This is a genomic window from Bradyrhizobium denitrificans, assembly GCF_013179005.1.
Taxonomy (GTDB): domain Bacteria; phylum Pseudomonadota; class Alphaproteobacteria; order Rhizobiales; family Xanthobacteraceae; genus Bradyrhizobium; species Bradyrhizobium denitrificans.
Genome location: NZ_JABFDP010000022.1, coordinates 35,399 through 51,382 on the forward strand (window position 1 = coordinate 35,399; position 15,984 = coordinate 51,382).

General features: G+C 64.5%; 18 protein-coding genes. 10 read left to right on the forward strand and 8 right to left on the reverse strand.

The window, feature by feature from the left end:
• Positions 1 to 85: 85 nt before the first annotated feature.
• From HL671_RS24155 to HL671_RS24165, 3 genes are all read right to left on the reverse strand, one after another.
• Positions 86 to 229 (reverse strand): hypothetical protein, encoded by a 144-nt coding sequence (locus tag HL671_RS24155; RefSeq protein WP_041750475.1) that lies wholly within the window; start codon positions 227 to 229, stop codon positions 86 to 88.
• Positions 230 to 347: 118 nt separating this feature from the next.
• Complete coding sequence (locus tag HL671_RS24160; RefSeq protein WP_172239356.1) at positions 348 to 827, reverse strand: MaoC family dehydratase; 480 nt, start codon at positions 825 to 827, stop codon at positions 348 to 350.
• The gene (locus HL671_RS24165) at positions 827 to 1,288 is read right to left on the reverse strand and encodes a MaoC family dehydratase (RefSeq protein ID WP_172239359.1); all 462 of its coding nucleotides are present in this window, start codon (positions 1,286 to 1,288) and stop codon (positions 827 to 829) included. Before HL671_RS24165 ends, HL671_RS24160 begins: the two co-directional genes overlap by 1 nt.
• A 222-nt stretch (positions 1,289 to 1,510) precedes the next feature.
• On the opposite strand from HL671_RS24165, the gene HL671_RS24170 reads away from it, so the two are divergent.
• Positions 1,511 to 1,801, forward strand: a complete 291-nt coding sequence (locus HL671_RS24170; RefSeq protein WP_041750474.1) for a DUF4282 domain-containing protein — start codon at positions 1,511 to 1,513, stop codon at positions 1,799 to 1,801.
• A 15-nt stretch (positions 1,802 to 1,816) separates the two neighbouring features.
• Here the strand turns inward: HL671_RS24170 and ychF are convergent, their stop codons facing one another.
• The 4 genes from ychF to HL671_RS24190 all read right to left on the reverse strand — a co-directional run bounded on the left by ychF (position 1,817) and on the right by HL671_RS24190 (position 4,815).
• On the reverse strand, positions 1,817 to 2,914 hold the full coding sequence (gene ychF, locus HL671_RS24175) for a redox-regulated ATPase YchF (protein ID WP_172239362.1): 1,098 nt from the start codon (positions 2,912 to 2,914) through the stop codon (positions 1,817 to 1,819).
• 39 nt (positions 2,915 to 2,953) lie between these two features.
• On the reverse strand, positions 2,954 to 3,559 hold the full coding sequence (gene pth / locus HL671_RS24180) for an aminoacyl-tRNA hydrolase (protein ID WP_172239365.1): 606 nt from the start codon (positions 3,557 to 3,559) through the stop codon (positions 2,954 to 2,956).
• Positions 3,560 to 3,631: 72 nt separating this feature from the next.
• Complete coding sequence (locus tag HL671_RS24185) at positions 3,632 to 4,330, reverse strand: 50S ribosomal protein L25/general stress protein Ctc (RefSeq protein WP_083780625.1); 699 nt, start codon at positions 4,328 to 4,330, stop codon at positions 3,632 to 3,634.
• Between the two features lie 194 nt (positions 4,331 to 4,524).
• A complete protein-coding gene (locus HL671_RS24190) occupies positions 4,525 to 4,815 on the reverse strand; it encodes an accessory factor UbiK family protein (RefSeq protein WP_012042004.1) in 291 nt (96 codons plus the stop codon).
• Between the two features lie 242 nt (positions 4,816 to 5,057).
• Between HL671_RS24190 and lgt the strand changes: the two genes are divergently transcribed.
• From lgt to HL671_RS24215, 5 genes are all read left to right on the forward strand, one after another.
• Positions 5,058 to 5,915, forward strand: a complete 858-nt coding sequence (lgt, locus tag HL671_RS24195; RefSeq protein WP_012042003.1) for a prolipoprotein diacylglyceryl transferase — start codon at positions 5,058 to 5,060, stop codon at positions 5,913 to 5,915.
• A complete protein-coding gene (locus HL671_RS24200) occupies positions 5,912 to 7,039 on the forward strand; it encodes a class I SAM-dependent methyltransferase (protein ID WP_012042002.1) in 1,128 nt (375 codons plus the stop codon). Before lgt ends, HL671_RS24200 begins: the two co-directional genes overlap by 4 nt.
• A 20-nt stretch (positions 7,040 to 7,059) precedes the next feature.
• Positions 7,060 to 7,806 carry a peptidoglycan editing factor PgeF gene (gene pgeF / locus HL671_RS24205; RefSeq protein ID WP_374050111.1) on the forward strand — a complete coding sequence of 249 codons (747 nt, stop codon included), beginning with the start codon at positions 7,060 to 7,062 and terminating at the stop codon, positions 7,804 to 7,806.
• A gap of 201 nt (positions 7,807 to 8,007) precedes the next feature.
• Positions 8,008 to 8,568 carry a hypothetical protein gene (locus HL671_RS24210; RefSeq protein WP_374050110.1) on the forward strand — a complete coding sequence of 187 codons (561 nt, stop codon included), beginning with the start codon at positions 8,008 to 8,010 and terminating at the stop codon, positions 8,566 to 8,568.
• Positions 8,569 to 8,732: 164 nt separating this feature from the next.
• Complete coding sequence (locus HL671_RS24215) at positions 8,733 to 9,686, forward strand: ribose-phosphate pyrophosphokinase (protein ID WP_012041999.1); 954 nt, start codon at positions 8,733 to 8,735, stop codon at positions 9,684 to 9,686.
• A 961-nt stretch (positions 9,687 to 10,647) separates the two neighbouring features.
• Here the strand turns inward: HL671_RS24215 and HL671_RS24220 are convergent.
• The gene (locus HL671_RS24220) at positions 10,648 to 11,112 is read right to left on the reverse strand and encodes a hypothetical protein (protein ID WP_012041997.1); all 465 of its coding nucleotides are present in this window, start codon (positions 11,110 to 11,112) and stop codon (positions 10,648 to 10,650) included.
• Positions 11,113 to 11,297: 185 nt separating this feature from the next.
• Here HL671_RS24220 and HL671_RS24225 point away from each other — a divergent pair, with 185 nt between their 5' ends.
• From HL671_RS24225 to HL671_RS24240, 4 genes are all read left to right on the forward strand, one after another.
• Positions 11,298 to 12,530 (forward strand): benzoate/H(+) symporter BenE family transporter, encoded by a 1,233-nt coding sequence (locus HL671_RS24225; RefSeq protein WP_172239374.1) that lies wholly within the window; start codon positions 11,298 to 11,300, stop codon positions 12,528 to 12,530.
• A 149-nt stretch (positions 12,531 to 12,679) separates the two neighbouring features.
• Positions 12,680 to 13,999 carry an ABC transporter substrate-binding protein gene (locus HL671_RS24230; RefSeq protein WP_172239377.1) on the forward strand — a complete coding sequence of 440 codons (1,320 nt, stop codon included), beginning with the start codon at positions 12,680 to 12,682 and terminating at the stop codon, positions 13,997 to 13,999.
• Positions 13,996 to 14,934 (forward strand): carbohydrate ABC transporter permease, encoded by a 939-nt coding sequence (locus HL671_RS24235; RefSeq protein ID WP_012041994.1) that lies wholly within the window; start codon positions 13,996 to 13,998, stop codon positions 14,932 to 14,934. Before HL671_RS24230 ends, HL671_RS24235 begins: the two co-directional genes overlap by 4 nt.
• Positions 14,931 to 15,755: a carbohydrate ABC transporter permease gene (locus HL671_RS24240; RefSeq protein WP_012041993.1), complete on the forward strand. Its 825-nt coding sequence runs from the start codon at positions 14,931 to 14,933 to the stop codon at positions 15,753 to 15,755. The genes HL671_RS24235 and HL671_RS24240 overlap by 4 nt, the downstream gene beginning before the upstream one ends.
• The last annotated feature ends 229 nt before the right edge of the window (positions 15,756 to 15,984 follow it).

Consider the following 15,984-nt stretch of genomic DNA (forward strand, 5'->3'; position numbering starts at 1 on the left):
CCCGTGGCGGTCGGGGTCGTCCGCGTCAACCGCCGGGCCGTTTGGTCGATGCGCCGCGCGCGCGACCTTAACGAAGTCTTAACGATCACTCCTCGATCGAGGCTGACGTCTCCAACGAATACGAACCGTCGGCATAGCCCTTCACGACCATCCCGGTCGCAAGCATCACCGCGAGCGTCACGCTGGCAAAGATAAAGCCAAGGAGTTTCAGACCGCTCCGATCTGCCATGCTTACTCACCCCAAATCCTGATCCCTGGATGGCTGTCTTATAGAGTCCGGGTTCAGAATGCGTTAGCGCGAACTTCGTTCCGGGCCGACAAATCCCACCAAGCGTGACCTTTTCGCCTCAACCATTGTTCCGCCGCGGCACAAAGGCCGACGCGAGCACGGAGAACACCAACTCATCGCGTTGATTGATGCCGATGTTGCGCACTTGCAGAATCCCCCACTGGGGACGCGAGGCGGATGCACGCAACGAAGCGATTTCGCTGGAGTAGGTGATCGTATCACCGGCGAGCACCGGCTTGTACCAGCGCAGATCCTTGAAGCCAGGCGACGGGCCGCCGAGAACGATCGGCTCGCCGCGCGTGCGTGCAAGATCTGCGAGCCGCTGATTGTCGGCAACAATCAGTTTCATGCAGACCGATCCGACATGCCAACCGGATGCGGCCAATCCGCCGAACAGCGAATTACGGCCCTCGTCCTCGTCGAGATGAAAACGTTGCGGATCGAATTGCCGAGCGAAACGTTTGATGTCTTCCGCGGTGAACGTGTAGGTTCCGAGTTCGCGCCGCTGTCCAAGCTGGAGGTCCTCGAAGAAGCGCATCAGCTGGCCCTCCCACTGCCATCACGCCGCTCGACGATGATCGGCGACACCATCTCGCAGAGCGTCTCGCCAGACTTGTTGCTCACGCTGCATTTGAACGTGACGATGCCGGTCGACGGCCGGCTTTGCGAGACCCGTGCTTCTACGACCTCCACATCGAGCATCAGTTCATCGCCCGGCCGCAACGGCGACAGCCAGCGCACCTCGTTGACTCCCGGTGAGCCGAGCGAGGCGGTCCGGCCAATGAAGCCGTCGAACATCATCCGCATCATCAAAGAGCAGAGATGCCAGCCCGAGCCCGAGAGGCCCTTGAGCATCGACTGCAGGGCGGCCTGCTCGTCGAGGTGCATCGGTTGCGGATCGAACTCCGACGCGAAGGCGATGATCTCGTCGCGGGAGACAAACCGCGGACCGAAACTGCCGAAATGTCCTTGCGGAAAATCTTCGAAGGTGAGGGTCATGGGGACAAGATTGGCTGGGAGAAGCCCGATTGTGGCCGCACTTTGCAGCAATCACAACCGGGCCGCTCGCATGGCTGACGCCCGGTGCGGTCGCACAAGAGCGCCACGAGGCCCTCCATCCCGAGAACGATGTCGACCGCGCCTGATCGTCATCTGGCGGAAGAGTCGAGCACGACTTAAAGACGGACTTGCCTGCGATTCGGAATTTGCTGGGGGATCAGGATGTTGGAATTTCGCGATTTGTTCCAGTGGGACCGCTTCATCACGCCCACGATCATCAAGACCTTCTATTGGCTGGTGATCGCGCTCATCATCCTCTCCGGAATCCGCGGTATTTTCGCGGGGTTGTCGGAGATGGCCATCAGCCCGTTCGGCGGCTTCCTGATGCTGTTGTCGTCGCTGGCCGGGATCATCGTCGGCATGGTGTTCTCGCGCATCATTGCCGAGTTCGTCCTGATCGTCTTCCGCATCAACGAGCACCTCGGCGCGATCCGCGAGCAGGGGCGGATGTAGCCGCCCCAAAAGGCGCTAGTTGTTGAAGCGGAAGTGCATCACGTCGCCGTCGGCGACGACATACTCCTTGCCCTCGAGACGGAGCTTGCCACCTTCGCGCGCCCCTGCCTCGCCGCCGAGCGCGACGTAGTCGGCATAGGCGATCGTCTCGGCGCGGATAAAGCCCTTCTCGAAATCGGTGTGAATGACGCCGGCCGCCGCCGGCGCCTTGGTGCCGCGGTGAATGGTCCAGGCACGCGCCTCCTTCGGACCGACGGTAAAATAAGTGATCAGATCGAGCAGCTGATAGCCGGCGCGGATCAGCCGGTCGAGCCCGGCCTCTTCAAGACCCAGCGTCTCGAGGAAGTCGGCACGTTCCTCGCGCGACAGCGTTGCAATCTCGGATTCGATCTTGGCGGAGATGACGACGGCGACCGCGCCCTCCTCCTTGGCCCGCGCGAACACCGCCTGCGAGAAGCTGTTGCCGTCCTTGGCCGAGCCTTCCTCGACATTGCAGACATAGAGCACCGGCTTCGATGTCAGCAGTCCGAGCATGCCGAAGGCGCGCTCCTCCTCGGGCTTGCGCTCCAGCAGCCGCGCCGGCTTGCCGTCACGCAACAGCACCAGGGCGCGGGTGACGAGATCATGCTGTTCCTTGGCGTCCTTGTCGCCGCCCTTCGCCTTCTTGGCGAGGTTGTCGACGCGCTTCTCGAGGCTGTCGAGATCGGACAGCATCAGCTCTGTCTCGATGGTCTCGATGTCTGCGAGCGGCGCGATCTTGCCCTCGACATGGGTGATGTCGGAATCCTCGAAGCAGCGCACAACATGCGCGATCGCGTCCACTTCGCGGATGTTGGCCAGGAACTGGTTGCCGAGGCCCTCGCCCTTGGACGCACCACGCACCAGGCCCGCAATGTCGACGAAGGTCAGCCGCGTCGGAATGATCTGGCCCGATTTGGCGATCGCCGCGAGCTTCTCGAGCCGCGGATCGGGCACGGCAACTTCACCGACATTCGGCTCGATGGTGCAGAACGGATAGTTCGCGGCCTGCGCCGCGGCCGTTTCCGTCAGTGCGTTGAACAGAGTCGACTTGCCGACATTGGGCAACCCGACAATTCCGCATTTGAATCCCATGATCCGTCCCGCATCCTCTCAGGGCCACAGCCTGGGCGCTCACGCGGCGCCGGCGTCGCCCTTGTCCAGAAAACCCTTGGCCTGCAGCGCCAAATGCACCTTGTTGGCGAAGGTGGAGTCGCGCTTGCCCGTCAACAAACCCGCATTGTCGGCCACCGCCTGGCAAAGCGCCTCGACCCACGGCATCTCGGACTTGGCGAAGTCCGACAGCACGTGGCCATGCACCAGCTCCTTGACGCCGGGATGACCGATACCAAGCCGAACGCGGCGGTAGTCATTGCCGAGATGCGCCGAGATCGAGCGCAGCCCGTTATGTCCGGCGATGCCGCCGCCGACCTTCACGCGCAGCTTGCCGGGCGGCAATTCCAACTCGTCCTGAAACACGGTGACGTCGCCGACGCCGAGCTTGAAGAAACCGGCCGCTTCCTGCACAGCGCGGCCGGATTCGTTCATATAGGTCGTGGGCTTCAGAAGGATGACGCGCTCGGAATCGAGCATGCCTTCCGAGGTCTCGCCCTGAAACCTGCGGCGCCAGGGCGAAAAGCCGTGACGCCGCGAAATCTCATCCACGGCCATGAAACCGATATTGTGCCGGTTGCGCGCATATTTCGCGCCGGGATTGCCGAGACCAACAAACATCAGCATGGCGCGGCATCCGGACATGCCGGTGTCCCGGCCAGCGCGAGCATCGCCCGCGCCAGCCGGAAGCACACAGGCTTACTTCTTCTTCTCGGGTGCCTTGGCCGCGGCAGCCGGGGCCTTGGCGGCAGCGGCGGGAGCCTTGCCAGCGGCAGCAGGCGCAGCCGCGGCCGGAGCAGCCGCCGCACCAGCGGCCTTCTGCTCCTCGCCATAGCCCGACGGCGGCACGATGGTGACGAGGGTCGCGTCCTCGCGCGACAACGTCTTCACGCCGGTCGGCAGCTTGACGTCGGAGATGTGCAGCGAATGGTTGATCTCAAGCGCGCTGACATCGGCCTCGATGAACTGCGGAATATTCTCCGCCAGGCATTCGAGGTCGAGCGTGTGGGTCACGATGTTGACGGTGCCGCCGCGCTTCACGCCCGGCGCGCCTTCCGAACCCACCACATGCAGCGGCACGCTGACGCGGATGGTCGCGCCCTGGCCGAGCCGCATGAAGTCGACGTGGATCGGGAAGTCCTTGACCGGATCGAGATGGAAGTCGCGCGGGATCACCCGGTGCTTCTTGCCGTCGAGGCTGATGTCGAAGATCGTGGTCAGAAACCGGCCCGCCAGGATGCGCTGGCGCAGCTCGCGGTCCTCGACCGAGATCGGCAGCGGGGGCTGGTTGTCTCCATAAATCACTCCGGGCACTCTCCCGGCGCGACGCTCTGCCCGTGCGGCCCCCTTGCCGACTGACGGACGGGCGGTCGCCTTCAGTTCTCTGACGGTCGCCATCGTGTTAAGTCCTTGTTTTAAAAAGTTAAAGGCCGCAATGCGGCCCGTTGCTGGACGTCCTTCGGCAAGCCTCCAGGGGTGCGGGGGCCGCGGACGTGGCGGCGTTCTAGCGGCAAACCGCCGAAATGACAAGGAAATGAAGGGGCCGCCTGCCCCTTCCTCCCGGCCCGGCCTGGGATGACCCGGCCGCAGCGTCAGCCATCCGCGCTGCCGCCGCCCGGCTGGCCGCCAGCGGCGCCGCCCAATTTGGCCTCCAGCGCGGCGATCCGCGCCTTCAAGGCCTCATTCTCCTCGCGGGCGAGCCGCGCCATGTCCTTGACGGCCTCGAACTCCTCGCGCTTCACGATGTCCAGGTCGTTCAGGATCTTTTCCGCCTGATTGCGGATGACGGAATCGACTTCCCGCTTCATGCCCTGGGCGGCCCCGGCGGCATCGTTCATCAGGCGGCCGAGTTCATCGAAAAACCGGTTGTTGGTCTGGGTCATGCTAAAAACTCCGCGTCCCGCGACGAGCACGATGATGGAAGACAGAATGGCGATCCGTCCGGCCGCCTTCAAGATGGGCCCGTCTTGTCACGCCGCGGTTTCCTTGTCATCGTACTTGTTGTGCTGGCCGGCCGCGCTGTATGAGCGGCCCAGCGACCGCATCGCGCCGCGCATGGTCACGCGGGGCCGTTCGAAGCCCGCATGCACCTGAAGCGGGACGCCGTGCCCACGAAAGCCAGTGAATGACGCCTCTCCTCATCGACTTTCCCGTGTTCGATCCGATCGCGATTGCGATCGGCCCGTTCGCCATCCGCTGGTATGCGCTCGCTTATATCTGCGGCATCGTCATTGGCTGGCTCTATGCCCGCTCGCTGCTCGGGAAAGACCGGCTGTGGGGCGGCCCCGCCCCGGTCTCGCTGCCGCAGTTGGACGACTTCATTCTGTGGGTCACGCTCGGCATCATCCTCGGCGGCCGCACAGGTTATGTGCTGTTCTACAATCTGCCGTTCTTCATCGATCACCCGCTGGAGATCTTCGAGCTCTGGAAGGGGGGCATGTCCTTCCATGGCGGCTTCGTGGGCTGCGTGATCGCGGTGATCTGGTTCAGCCGTCGCAATGGCCTGCCGATCCTGTCGCTCGGTGACCTGACCACCGCGGTCGCGCCGATCGGCCTGCTGCTCGGCCGCATTGCCAATTTCATCAACGGCGAATTGTGGGGGCGCGCGGCCGATCCGAGCCTGCCCTGGGCCATGATCTTCCCGACCGACCGCGCCCACCTGCCGCGGCATCCGAGCCAGCTCTATGAAGCAGGACTCGAGGGCATCGTGCTGTTCATCGTGCTCGCCGTGATGATCCGGTTCGGCGCACTGAAGCGTCCAGGCCTGATCCTCGGCAGCTTCATCGGCCTCTACGGGGTCGCGCGCATCGTCAGCGAGCTGTTCCGCGAGCCGGACCCGCAACTCGGTTTCCTCTGGCGCGGACTCACCATGGGCATGCTGCTGTCGGTGCCGATGCTCATCGTCGGTGCGATCCTGGTGGTGCGGGCGCTGCGCAAGCCTGAGCCGCATCAAGCCACTCCCTCGCTGCAGGCCAATCCGTGATCGAACTGTCGCCGCTCCACTCCGAGATCAAGCGGGTGATCAAAGCGTCCGGGCCGATGCCGGTCTGGCGCTATATGGAGCTGTGCCTGATGCATCCGGAACACGGCTATTACATTTCGCGCGATCCACTCGGGCGCGAGGGCGACTTCACCACCGCCCCCGAAGTGAGCCAGATGTTCGGCGAGTTGCTTGGCTTGTGGGCGGCCTCGGTCTGGAAAGCTTCCGGCTCGCCCCAGCAGTTCCGCCTGATCGAGCTGGGCCCCGGCCGCGGCACCATGATGTCTGACGCGCTGCGGGCGCTGCGCGTCCTGCCGCCGCTGTACCAGACGATCTCCGTGCACATGGTCGAGATCAACCCGGTGCTGCGCGAGAAGCAGAAGGCGACCCTGACCGGCCTGCGCAACATCACCTGGCATGAGAGCTTCGACGACGTGCCGGAGGGCCCGAGCGTCATCTTCGCCAACGAATATTTCGACGTGCTGCCGATCCACCAGATGCTGAAGCGCGAGACCGGGTGGCATGAGCGCGTCGTCGAGCTCGATGCGGAGGAGAACTTCGCCTATGGCACGGCGGCCGAGCCCACGCCGGGATTCGAGCTGCTGCTGCCGCCGCTGGTGCGGGCGGCGCCGCTGGGGGCGATCTTCGAATGGCGCCCGAACAACGAGATCATGGCAATCGCCAAGCGCATCCGCGAACAGCGCGGCGCCGCCGTAATCATCGATTATGGTCATGTCCGCAGCGATGTCGGCGACACGTTCCAGGCCATCGCACGGCACAGCTTTGCCGATCCCCTGAAAACCCCGGGGCTCGCCGACATCACCGCGCATGTCGATTTCGAGGCGCTGGCGCGCGCGGCGGACGCCGTCGGCGCCCGCGTCCATGGGCCGATCACGCAAAGCGAGTTCCTGCGCCGGCTCGGCATCGAGACGCGCGCATTGACCTTGATGCAAAAGGCCTCGCCCGACATTTCCCGGGACATCGCAAGCGGATTGAAACGCCTGATCGAGGGCGGCCGCGGCGGCATGGGCTCGCTGTTCAAGGTGCTCGGCCTGTCCGATGCCAGCATTCCCGTTCTGGCTGGAATCAGCGACGAACATACGGGCGGAAAACCAGGAGGGGCATGATGCTGGTGTCATCGGATGTGATGTCCGCGATTCCCGGCGTGCGACACGCCTTCTTCACCCGCGAGGGCGGTGTCTCCGACGGCATCTATGCCGGCCTGAATGGCGGGCTCGGATCGAATGACAGTCCCGACAGCGTGCGGGAAAATCGCCGCCGGATGGCGGAGCGGCTCGGCGTCGCGCCGGACCAGCTTCTCAGCCTGCACCAGGTCCATTCGCCCGACGTCGTCATCGCGACCGTCCCCTGGGACGGCCCTGTCCGGCCGAAGGCCGACGCGCTCGTGACCGCGACGCCCAATCTCGCGATCGGCGTGACCACGGCCGATTGCGGGCCGATCCTGTTCGCCGACCCGGAGAAGCGCGTCGTCGGCGCCGCTCATGCCGGCTGGAAGGGCGCGCTGACCGGTGTGCTCGAGGCCACGCTGCAGGCGATGGAGGAACTCGGCGCCGAGCGCGGCCGGATCATCGCCGCGATCGGTCCTCTGATCCGCCAGCAAAGCTACGAAGTCGGCGCCGAATTCGTCGCGCGTTTCATCGACGACGACGCCGAGCACGCCCGCTTCTTCCTGCCCTCGCAGCGTAAGGGTCACGCGATGTTCGATCTCGGCGGCTTCATCCGGATGCGGCTCGAGAGCGCCGGCGTGCTGCTGATCGACGATCTCGGGCTCGACACCTATGCGGATGAACGCTTCTTCAGTTACCGCCGCTCCGTGCATCGCAAGGAGCCGGACTACGGCCGGCATGTCCACGCGATCATGATCGAGGGCTGAAGCAGGGCGTGATTGTGGCCGCATGGGGGTTGGTTAACCCTTTCTAAACAACAGGCTGCACTCTGTCCCGGTCTGTGGCAGTGGCGACCTAGACGTTAATCGATTTTAACGATATCGCTCCCATCCATGAGGGGAGCGTCGACACCATTGCGACTGATCAGCCGCGCCACGCAGCACGCATGCGTCCTTGCCGCTTTGATCATGTCTGCCGCAACGCTCGCCGGCTGCGCGACCAGCGGCACCAGCGGCCCCGCCAACGCCTATGCGATGGCGCCCTCCTCCGACGGCGCGACCATCGCCTTCGAGCAGATCGACGGGCCGCCGCCACAAATCTTCGACCGCATGGTCAACGTGCTCGACAGCGAGTCCAAGCTACGCAGCCTCGCCATCGTGTCGCGCGAGGCGCCTGCCGCCTATCGGGTCCGCACCTATCTTTCGGCCCAGGTCGTCAGCGGCAAGAGCGTCATCGCCTGGGTGTTCGACGTCTATGATCGCAACCAGCAGCGCGCGCTCCGCCTGTCCGGAGAGGAGCCGGTCGGACGCGGCGGCCGAGACCCCTGGAACGCCGTCGACGACATGGTGTTGCGGAAGATTGCCCAGGCCGGATTCAGCGGGCTCTCCAATATGCTCAACGGCACGGCGCCCGCCGAGACCGCGCCGACACAGCCCGCCCCCGTCACCCGCGGCCCTGCGGTGGCCACGACCGAGCCTCCCTCCACCGCCGGCACCAGTGTCGCCGCCCTGGGCTACACCGACCATTAGGCTAGCGGCGCAATTTGCGCCGCTTTTTGACCGGGAAAACAGCTGCGGCGGGTTGCCATGCGCGCAGTGTCCTTGATATCACCTCGCCCGTCACACAGTGCCGGTTCCACGGATATCCCGATATGCTGAACAAGGTCTCCAGCGAGCCGCGAGGAGAATTCGCGATGTCGGCCAAGAACGGCTCCATCAAACTCGTCGCCGGCAACTCCAACCCGGCTCTCGCCGCCGGAATCGCCGCCGAGCTCGGCCTGCCGCTGACAAAGGCCGTGGTCCGGCGCTTCGCCGACATGGAGATCTTCGTCGAGATCCAGGAGAACGTGCGCGGCTCCGACGTCTTCATCCTGCAGTCGACCTCGTATCCCGCGAACGACCTGCTGATGGAGCTCCTGATCATCACCGACGCGCTGCGCCGCGCCTCCGCGCGCCGCATCACCGCGGTGGTTCCATATTTCGGGTACGCGCGGCAGGATCGCAAATCCGGCTCGCGCACGCCGATCTCGGCCAAGCTGGTCGCCAACCTCATCACCCATGCCGGCGTCGATCGCGTCATGACGCTCGACCTGCATGCCGGCCAGATCCAGGGCTTCTTCGACATCCCGACCGACAATCTCTATGCCGCGCCGCTGATGGTGCGCGACATCAAGGACCGGTTCGATCTTTCCAGCGTGATGGTCGTCTCGCCCGACGTCGGCGGCGTCGCGCGCGCCCGTGGCCTCGCCAAGCGCATCAATACGCCGCTTGCGATCGTCGACAAACGCCGCGAACGGCCCGGCGAATCCGAGGTCATGAACGTGATCGGCGACGTCTCGGGCCGCACCTGCATCCTGATCGACGACATCGTCGATTCCGGCGGCACGCTGGTGAATGCCGCCGATGCGCTGCTCAAGCACGGCGCCAAGGATGTCTACGCCTACATCACCCATGGCGTTCTCTCCGGCGGGGCCGCGACCCGCATCACCTCGTCGCGCCTGAAGGAGCTCGTGATCACCGATTCCATCATGCCGACCGAAGCCGTGCGCAACGCCCCGAACATCCGCGCTTTGCCGATCGCCCCGCTGATCGCCGAGGCCATCGGCCGCACCGCGGCAGAAGAATCGGTGTCGAGCCTGTTCGACTGAGTTGCTGAACTAACAGCATTACCCCCGGCCTCATCCGACCTCGTTCCTAACGCGCGATCGCCTCGATCTGGGCCACCCTCCCCTGGAGGGGGAAGGTCGCTCGCGGGCGAGCGGGGTGGGGTGATGCCACGGATGCCGGTGCTTGCGGAGAGATCACCCCACCCCGCTTCACGATCCGCTTCGCTAGCGCCCCTGCCCTCCAGGGGAGGGTGGGCATCGTGCCACACGCGGACATCTCGCCGTTCGTGATAACGCCGTGCCTCTTTCATCGCGACAATCCCCGACAGCATCTTGCAGATGAGCTTCTGCGATCTCGCAGCGCGTTTGCGTCCGAGCTCTGAGTCAGCATCGCCCTTGACTTAGAGGGCGCAGGGAAGGCCGGGCCTCGACTGAGGCCCGTGGCCCGCCTGCTCAAAAAAATGCAGGCGGCAGGTACCACAGGTCCAGCCGGACGACCCGGCCCTCCCTGCGCGGTGGCTTTAACGGCTGCTTCGCGTTCTCCCCGGTGCGCCGGGCTTTCTGGCCACCGTTGCCTGCGCGGCGCGTCAGCGCCGGCGCAAGCGTGACACCAGCATCGGGGTGCCAGGACCGCGCGACTTGACCGTGCGCAACGAACCGTTCGTCGGCGCGACATCAGCCGCGCTGCGATCCGCTACGCCCATCGCATTCCGCTGCCGATGCCGTCTGGTGGGGCAAACTCGCACAGGAATCCTTCACTCATGATCTTGCCCTTCCTCAAGCGACCGGCACGCTAGACAACGGTTGTAGAGCCAGACGTCACCGCGGATCGCTCCCTCGGCGTCCAGCCAATAGGCGTAGGCGACGCGGCCATTATCCTCGACGACAATCGTTGCGGTGGCCGCCAAGAGGCTGATGACTGACGAGGCCGCCTGAGGTCGCGCGTGCATCTGCCTCCGATCTGAACGGTTCGAGTTTTCCTGACGGGCTCGAACGACACCGATCACATATCACCGTCGAGCCGCTCGACAGAACCAAACTCCAAACGCAGCAATCTCTCCATCGCCGCACTCATGTTGGGAACGACGGTGCCGTAGTCGAAGCGACTGGGTGACGCGATCACCCCGCGCAGATAGTCGCCCACGCGATACACCGCGCGGACGTTCGAGCCGAGCCGATCGAGCGTCGCCCCGATCCGATCCAAAGGTGTCTCCGACTCCAACGTGAAGACAGCCGACACGAATGAGGACAGGACGCTCTCGACGATGGCGCCCTCGCGCAGCATCAGTTCGATGGCGTCGGAGCGATCGTTCGCGATCGTCTCATTCGTATCGTCGCGAACCTGAAGCAGCACATGACACACTCTCGTGCGCTGGAGAGGAGGAATGGACACGTCGCCCCGCTCGAGCGCCTGCAAGGTCTCTGCGGGCACAAAGTCTCCAAAGATGGCGCGGAGACGTTTTCTCATGAACCAACTCACGGTCGATGATAGCCTCGACGAGTCCAACTCCGTCAATCGAAACCGTCGTCACCGCGCGGAACGCCAGCTGCGCGGCGATCATCGGCCGCCTTGCACAGCTCATGCGGTTGGTTCACAACATCCCACGAGACGCCCTGGACAACAACAAGAACACGGCCCGAGCCCCGCCCCTCATGTTCAATGCCATCGAACGCCCCGCGGGCCCGCCGCCCGGCCTTGGCCAGATCATCAGCGATTTCGGCCCGCTCTACGCCTCGCACGGCTTCATCGGCTGGCTGTTCGCGATCACCGGGCCGGTCGCCATCATCCTGTCGGTCGGCGCCAATGGCGGGCTGTCGCAGGCCGAGATCGCGTCGTGGATCTTCGGCGTGTTCTTCATCAACGGTCTGCTCACGATCCTGCTGTCGTGGCGCTATCGCGAGCCGTTGGTGCTGTTCTGGACCATTCCCGGCACCGTGCTGGTCGGCCAGTCGCTGACGCATCTGAGCTTTGCGCAAGTCGTCGGCGCGTTCTACGGCACGGCGCTGTTGATGCTGATCCTGGGGCTCTCCGGCTGGGTGAAGCGCGCGATGCAGCTGGTGCCGATGCCGATCGTGATGGGCATGGTGGCCGGGGTGTTCCTGCGCTTCGGTCTCGATCTGGTCCGCGCCGTGCTCGCCGACTTCGCCATCGCCGGGCCGATGGTCATCATCTGGCTGGTGCTGACAGCCCTGCCCGCGCTCGGGCGGCGCTGTCCGCCGATCATCGGCGCGCTGGTGATCGGCACGCTCGCGGCCTTCATGTTCGGCAAATATGATCAGAGCACCTCGCTGCAGATCGCGCTGATCACGCCGGTGATCCCCACGCCGTCCTGGTCGCTCGCGGCCATGATCGAGCTCGTGGTGCCGCTCGCAGTCACCGTGCTGGTGGTGCAGAACGGCCAGGGCTTTGCCGTGCTGAGCGCCGCCGGCCACAAGCCGCCGGTCAACCTCGTCACGGTGGCCTGCGGCATCGGCTCGGCGCTGGCCGCGATCGTCGGCGGCGTCTCGACCTGCCTCACTGGCCCGACCAACGCGATCGTCGTCGCCGGCGGCGAGCGCAAGCGTCATTATACCGCCGCGATGCTGGTCGGCGTGCTGGCGCTCGGCTTCGGCTTGCTGGCGCCGACCTTCACGACGCTGCTGTTGATCGCGCCAAAATCCTTGATCACCACATTGGCCGGACTGGCCATGCTGCGGGTGCTGCAGACGGCGTTCGTGACCGCATTCAAGACGCGGTTCTCGCTCGGTGCGCTGATCGCCTTCCTGGTTACGGTAGCCGATGTGCCGCTGCTGAATATCGGCGCCGCATTCTGGGGGCTGGTCGCCGGCTTTGCCACCTCCTGGCTGTTGGAGCGGGCCGACTTCACAGCCGACGCTCAGACCTGAGTCGAAGCGCCTGCGATCTCGCTGCATCGCATCACGCTCGCTCGTGACATCTGCGCACATCGCGCAACGCCCTGTTGCAGCGCCGCTGGATCGCGCTACACTTCCCGACCAAACAAGAATGATCTCAAGAATCATTTGGGGAGGACACGATGACCGCGATCACGCGCCGCAACATGCTTGCGGGCACGGCAGCAGCGGGCGCATGGGCGCTCACCGGCCAACCTGCCTGGTCAGAACCGCAGTGGAAGAAATATGCCGGCACCAAGCTCGAGGTGATCCTGGCCAAGGGGCCGCGCGGCGACAATCTGCAGAAGAACATCAAGGAATTCACCGCCCTGACCGGCATCGAGGTGGAATCCGAGCAGATCCCCGAGCAGCAGCAGCGCCAGAAAGTGGTGATCGAACTGTCGTCCGGCAAGCCAAGCTTCGACGTCGTGCATCTCAGCTATCACGTGCAAAAGCGGCAGTTCGAGAAGGCCGGCTGGCTCACCGACGTCACCGACTTCATGAAGGATCCGAACCTCACGGCCCCGGACCTCGTGCCGGGCGATTTCTCAGCCGCCGGCCTGACTTACGCCAGCAACGACAAGGGCCGCATGTTCTCGCTGCCTTGGTCGGTGGACTACTTCATCCTCTACTATAACAAGGAGCTGCTGGCGAAGAAGGGCGTCGAGGTGCCGAAGACGCTCGACGAGATGGTGGTGGCGGCGCAGAAGCTCACCGATCCCAAGGACGGCACCTTCGGCTTCGTCGGCCGCGGCCTGCGCAACGCCAACATGACCTTGTGGACCAACTTCTTCCTCAATTATGGCGGCGAGTTCCTCGACGCCAAGGGCAACATCCTGACCGACGGGCCCGAGGCGATCGAGGCCACCAAGCTGTATCAGAAGCTGCTGACCACTTGCGCGCCTCCGGGCGTCGCCGGCTTCAACTGGATGGAGTCGATGGCCTCGTTCACGCAAGGGCGCTCGGCGATGTGGATCGACGGCGTCGGCTGGGCACCGCCGCTGGAAGATCCCAACGCCTCGCGCGTCGTCGGCAAGGTCGGCTACACCGTGGTGCCGGCCGGACCAAAGGGGCAGTATTCGGCGACCTATGGCGACGGCGTCGGCATTCCCGCGGCGTGCAAGAACAAGGAAGCCGCCTGGCTGTTGTGCCAATGGATGGTCTCCAAGGCGCAGGGCGCGCGGCTGGTGCAGGCCGGCGGCGGCGTGCCGTTCCGCAACTCGGTGCTGGGCGATGCCGAGATCCAAAGCGGCGTGAAGATGCCCAAGGAATGGCTGCAATCGGCGATCGACTCCGGCAAGATCTCCAAGCTCGGCCTGCCCGTCATCATTCCGGTGGCCGAATTCCGCGACCTCGTCGGTGCGGCGCTGACCGCCACGCTGTCGGGCGCCGATCCCGCGACCGAATTGAAGAAGGCCCACGAACAGTTTCGCCCGATCCTGGAGCGCAGCGAGAAAGCGTGAGCACGATCGTCGAGCAGGTCTCCGGCGCGGCGAGCGAGGCCGCCGCGCCGGAACGCGCATTGCGGCCGCCGTCCTACTGGCCGTTCGTGGTGCCGGCGCTTGTCACCGTGCTCGCGGTGATCATCTTTCCCTGGCTGTTCACGATCTGGATGAGCTTCCAGGAATGGAAGGTCGGTTCGCCCACGGCCTTCGTCGGGCTATCGAACTATCTGCGCTTGCCGGCCGATCCGCGCTTCGTCGAGTCGGTCGGGCACACGCTGTCCTACACGGCGCTGTCGGTGCTGCTGCCGCTGGTGCTCGGCACCTTGGCTGCCGTGGTCTTCCACGCGCGCTTTCCGGGACGTGGCCTGCTGCGCGCGCTGTTCATCATGCCGATGATGGCGACGCCGGTCGCGATCGCCCTGGTGTGGACCATGATGTTCCACCCGCAGCTCGGCATATTGAACTATCTGTTGTCGCTCGTCGGCCTGCCGCCGCAGCTCTGGGTGTTTCATCCGGGCACGGTGATCCCGTCGCTGGTGCTGGTCGAAACCTGGCAATGGACGCCGCTGGTCATGCTGATCGTGCTCGGCGGCATCGCCTCTTTGCCGACCGAGCCCTATGAGAGCGCGCAGATCGACGGCGCCTCGACCTGGCAGATGTTCCGCTACATCACCTTGCCGCTGATCATGCCGTTCTTGTTCATCGCCGCGATGATCCGTGCCATCGACGCGATCAAGAGCTTCGACATCATCTTTGCGATCACGCAAGGCGGTCCGGGCTCGGCGTCGGAGACCATCAACCTCTATCTCTACAGCGTCGCCTTCGTCTATTACGACCTCGGCTATGCTTCGGCGATCGCGGTGGTGTTCTTCGCGCTGATCGTGGCGCTGACCGCATTGCTGCTGGTGCTGCGCCGGCGCGCGCAGTGGAATGCGCTGGGGACCGACACATGAGCGCGCACACCATCCTCGGCCGGCTCGGGCTGGCGCTGGGCGTGTTCCTCATCGTCTCGCCGGCGATCCTGTTCTTCCTCTGGATGATCTCGCTGTCGGTGAAGTTCGAGGTCGACAACGCGGCCTATCCGCCGGTGTTCTGGCCGGAGCATTTCGCCTGGAAGAACTACACTGATGTGCTGTCGTCCAACCGCTTCTTCACCTATTTCAAGAACAGCCTGCTGGTGACCGGCGGCGCCACGGCGCTGGCGATGCTGGTCGGCGTGCCCGCCGGCTACGGCATCGCCCGCATGGCGGCACATAAATCAGCGATCGTGATCCTGATCGCGCGCATCACGCCCGGCCTGTCCTACCTGATCCCGCTGTTTCTGCTGTTCCAATGGCTCGGCCTGCTCGGTACCTTGTGGCCACAGATCATCATCCATCTCGTCGTCACCGTGCCGATCGTGATCTGGATCATGATCGGCTATTTCGAGACCACGCCGATCGAGCTCGAGGAGGCCGCGCGGATCGACGGCGCCACGCGCTGGCAGGTCTTCCGCCACGTCGCATTGCCGGTGGCCAAGCCGGGTCTGGCCGTCGCTTTCATTCTCGCGGTGATCTTCTCCTGGAATAATTTCGTGTTCGGCATCGTCCTGGCCGGACGCGAGACACGCACCTTGCCGGTCGCGGTCTACAACATGATCTCGTTCGACCAACTCTCCTGGGGCCCGCTCGCCGCAGCGGCCCTGATCGTGACATTGCCGGTGCTGCTGCTGACGGTCTTCGCGCAGCGTCAGATCGTGGCCGGGCTGACGGCGGGGGCAGTCAAGGGCGGTTGACGAACGATTGGCCATCATTGCGGCCGCGACCGCGCATATTCCGCTCGATGGAGAACGGATCGCGGACAATTTGCGGCGCGCACGCCGTTCGCCTTCGTCAAGCCATGTTCCGCTCCATGGTTACCTAAATGGAACCGGGATTCGTTCCCGTGCTTGACGCGTGGAGAGATCATCTTCAAAGGTTTCAAAGAGTTTCTGTGCCGGCTTCGTTCCAGCCGAATACCACTGT

Coding starts and splice junctions, on each gene's coding strand:
- HL671_RS24155 (WP_041750475.1), bottom strand. CDS start 229: ATGGCAGATCGGAGCGGTCTGAAACTCCTTGGCTTTATCTTTGCCAGC.
- HL671_RS24160 (WP_172239356.1), bottom strand. CDS start 827: ATGCGCTTCTTCGAGGACCTCCAGCTTGGACAGCGGCGCGAACTCGGA.
- HL671_RS24165 (WP_172239359.1), bottom strand. CDS start 1,288: ATGACCCTCACCTTCGAAGATTTTCCGCAAGGACATTTCGGCAGTTTC.
- HL671_RS24170 (WP_041750474.1), top strand. CDS start 1,511: ATGTTGGAATTTCGCGATTTGTTCCAGTGGGACCGCTTCATCACGCCC.
- ychF (WP_172239362.1), bottom strand. CDS start 2,914: ATGGGATTCAAATGCGGAATTGTCGGGTTGCCCAATGTCGGCAAGTCG.
- pth (WP_172239365.1), bottom strand. CDS start 3,559: ATGCTGATGTTTGTTGGTCTCGGCAATCCCGGCGCGAAATATGCGCGC.
- HL671_RS24185 (WP_083780625.1), bottom strand. CDS start 4,330: ATGGCGACCGTCAGAGAACTGAAGGCGACCGCCCGTCCGTCAGTCGGC.
- HL671_RS24190 (WP_012042004.1), bottom strand. CDS start 4,815: ATGACCCAGACCAACAACCGGTTTTTCGATGAACTCGGCCGCCTGATG.
- lgt (WP_012042003.1), top strand. CDS start 5,058: ATGACGCCTCTCCTCATCGACTTTCCCGTGTTCGATCCGATCGCGATT.
- pgeF (WP_374050111.1), top strand. CDS start 7,060: ATGTCCGCGATTCCCGGCGTGCGACACGCCTTCTTCACCCGCGAGGGC.
- HL671_RS24210 (WP_374050110.1), top strand. CDS start 8,008: ATGTCTGCCGCAACGCTCGCCGGCTGCGCGACCAGCGGCACCAGCGGC.
- HL671_RS24215 (WP_012041999.1), top strand. CDS start 8,733: ATGTCGGCCAAGAACGGCTCCATCAAACTCGTCGCCGGCAACTCCAAC.
- HL671_RS24220 (WP_012041997.1), bottom strand. CDS start 11,112: ATGAGAAAACGTCTCCGCGCCATCTTTGGAGACTTTGTGCCCGCAGAG.
- HL671_RS24225 (WP_172239374.1), top strand. CDS start 11,298: ATGTTCAATGCCATCGAACGCCCCGCGGGCCCGCCGCCCGGCCTTGGC.
- HL671_RS24230 (WP_172239377.1), top strand. CDS start 12,680: ATGACCGCGATCACGCGCCGCAACATGCTTGCGGGCACGGCAGCAGCG.
- HL671_RS24240 (WP_012041993.1), top strand. CDS start 14,931: ATGAGCGCGCACACCATCCTCGGCCGGCTCGGGCTGGCGCTGGGCGTG.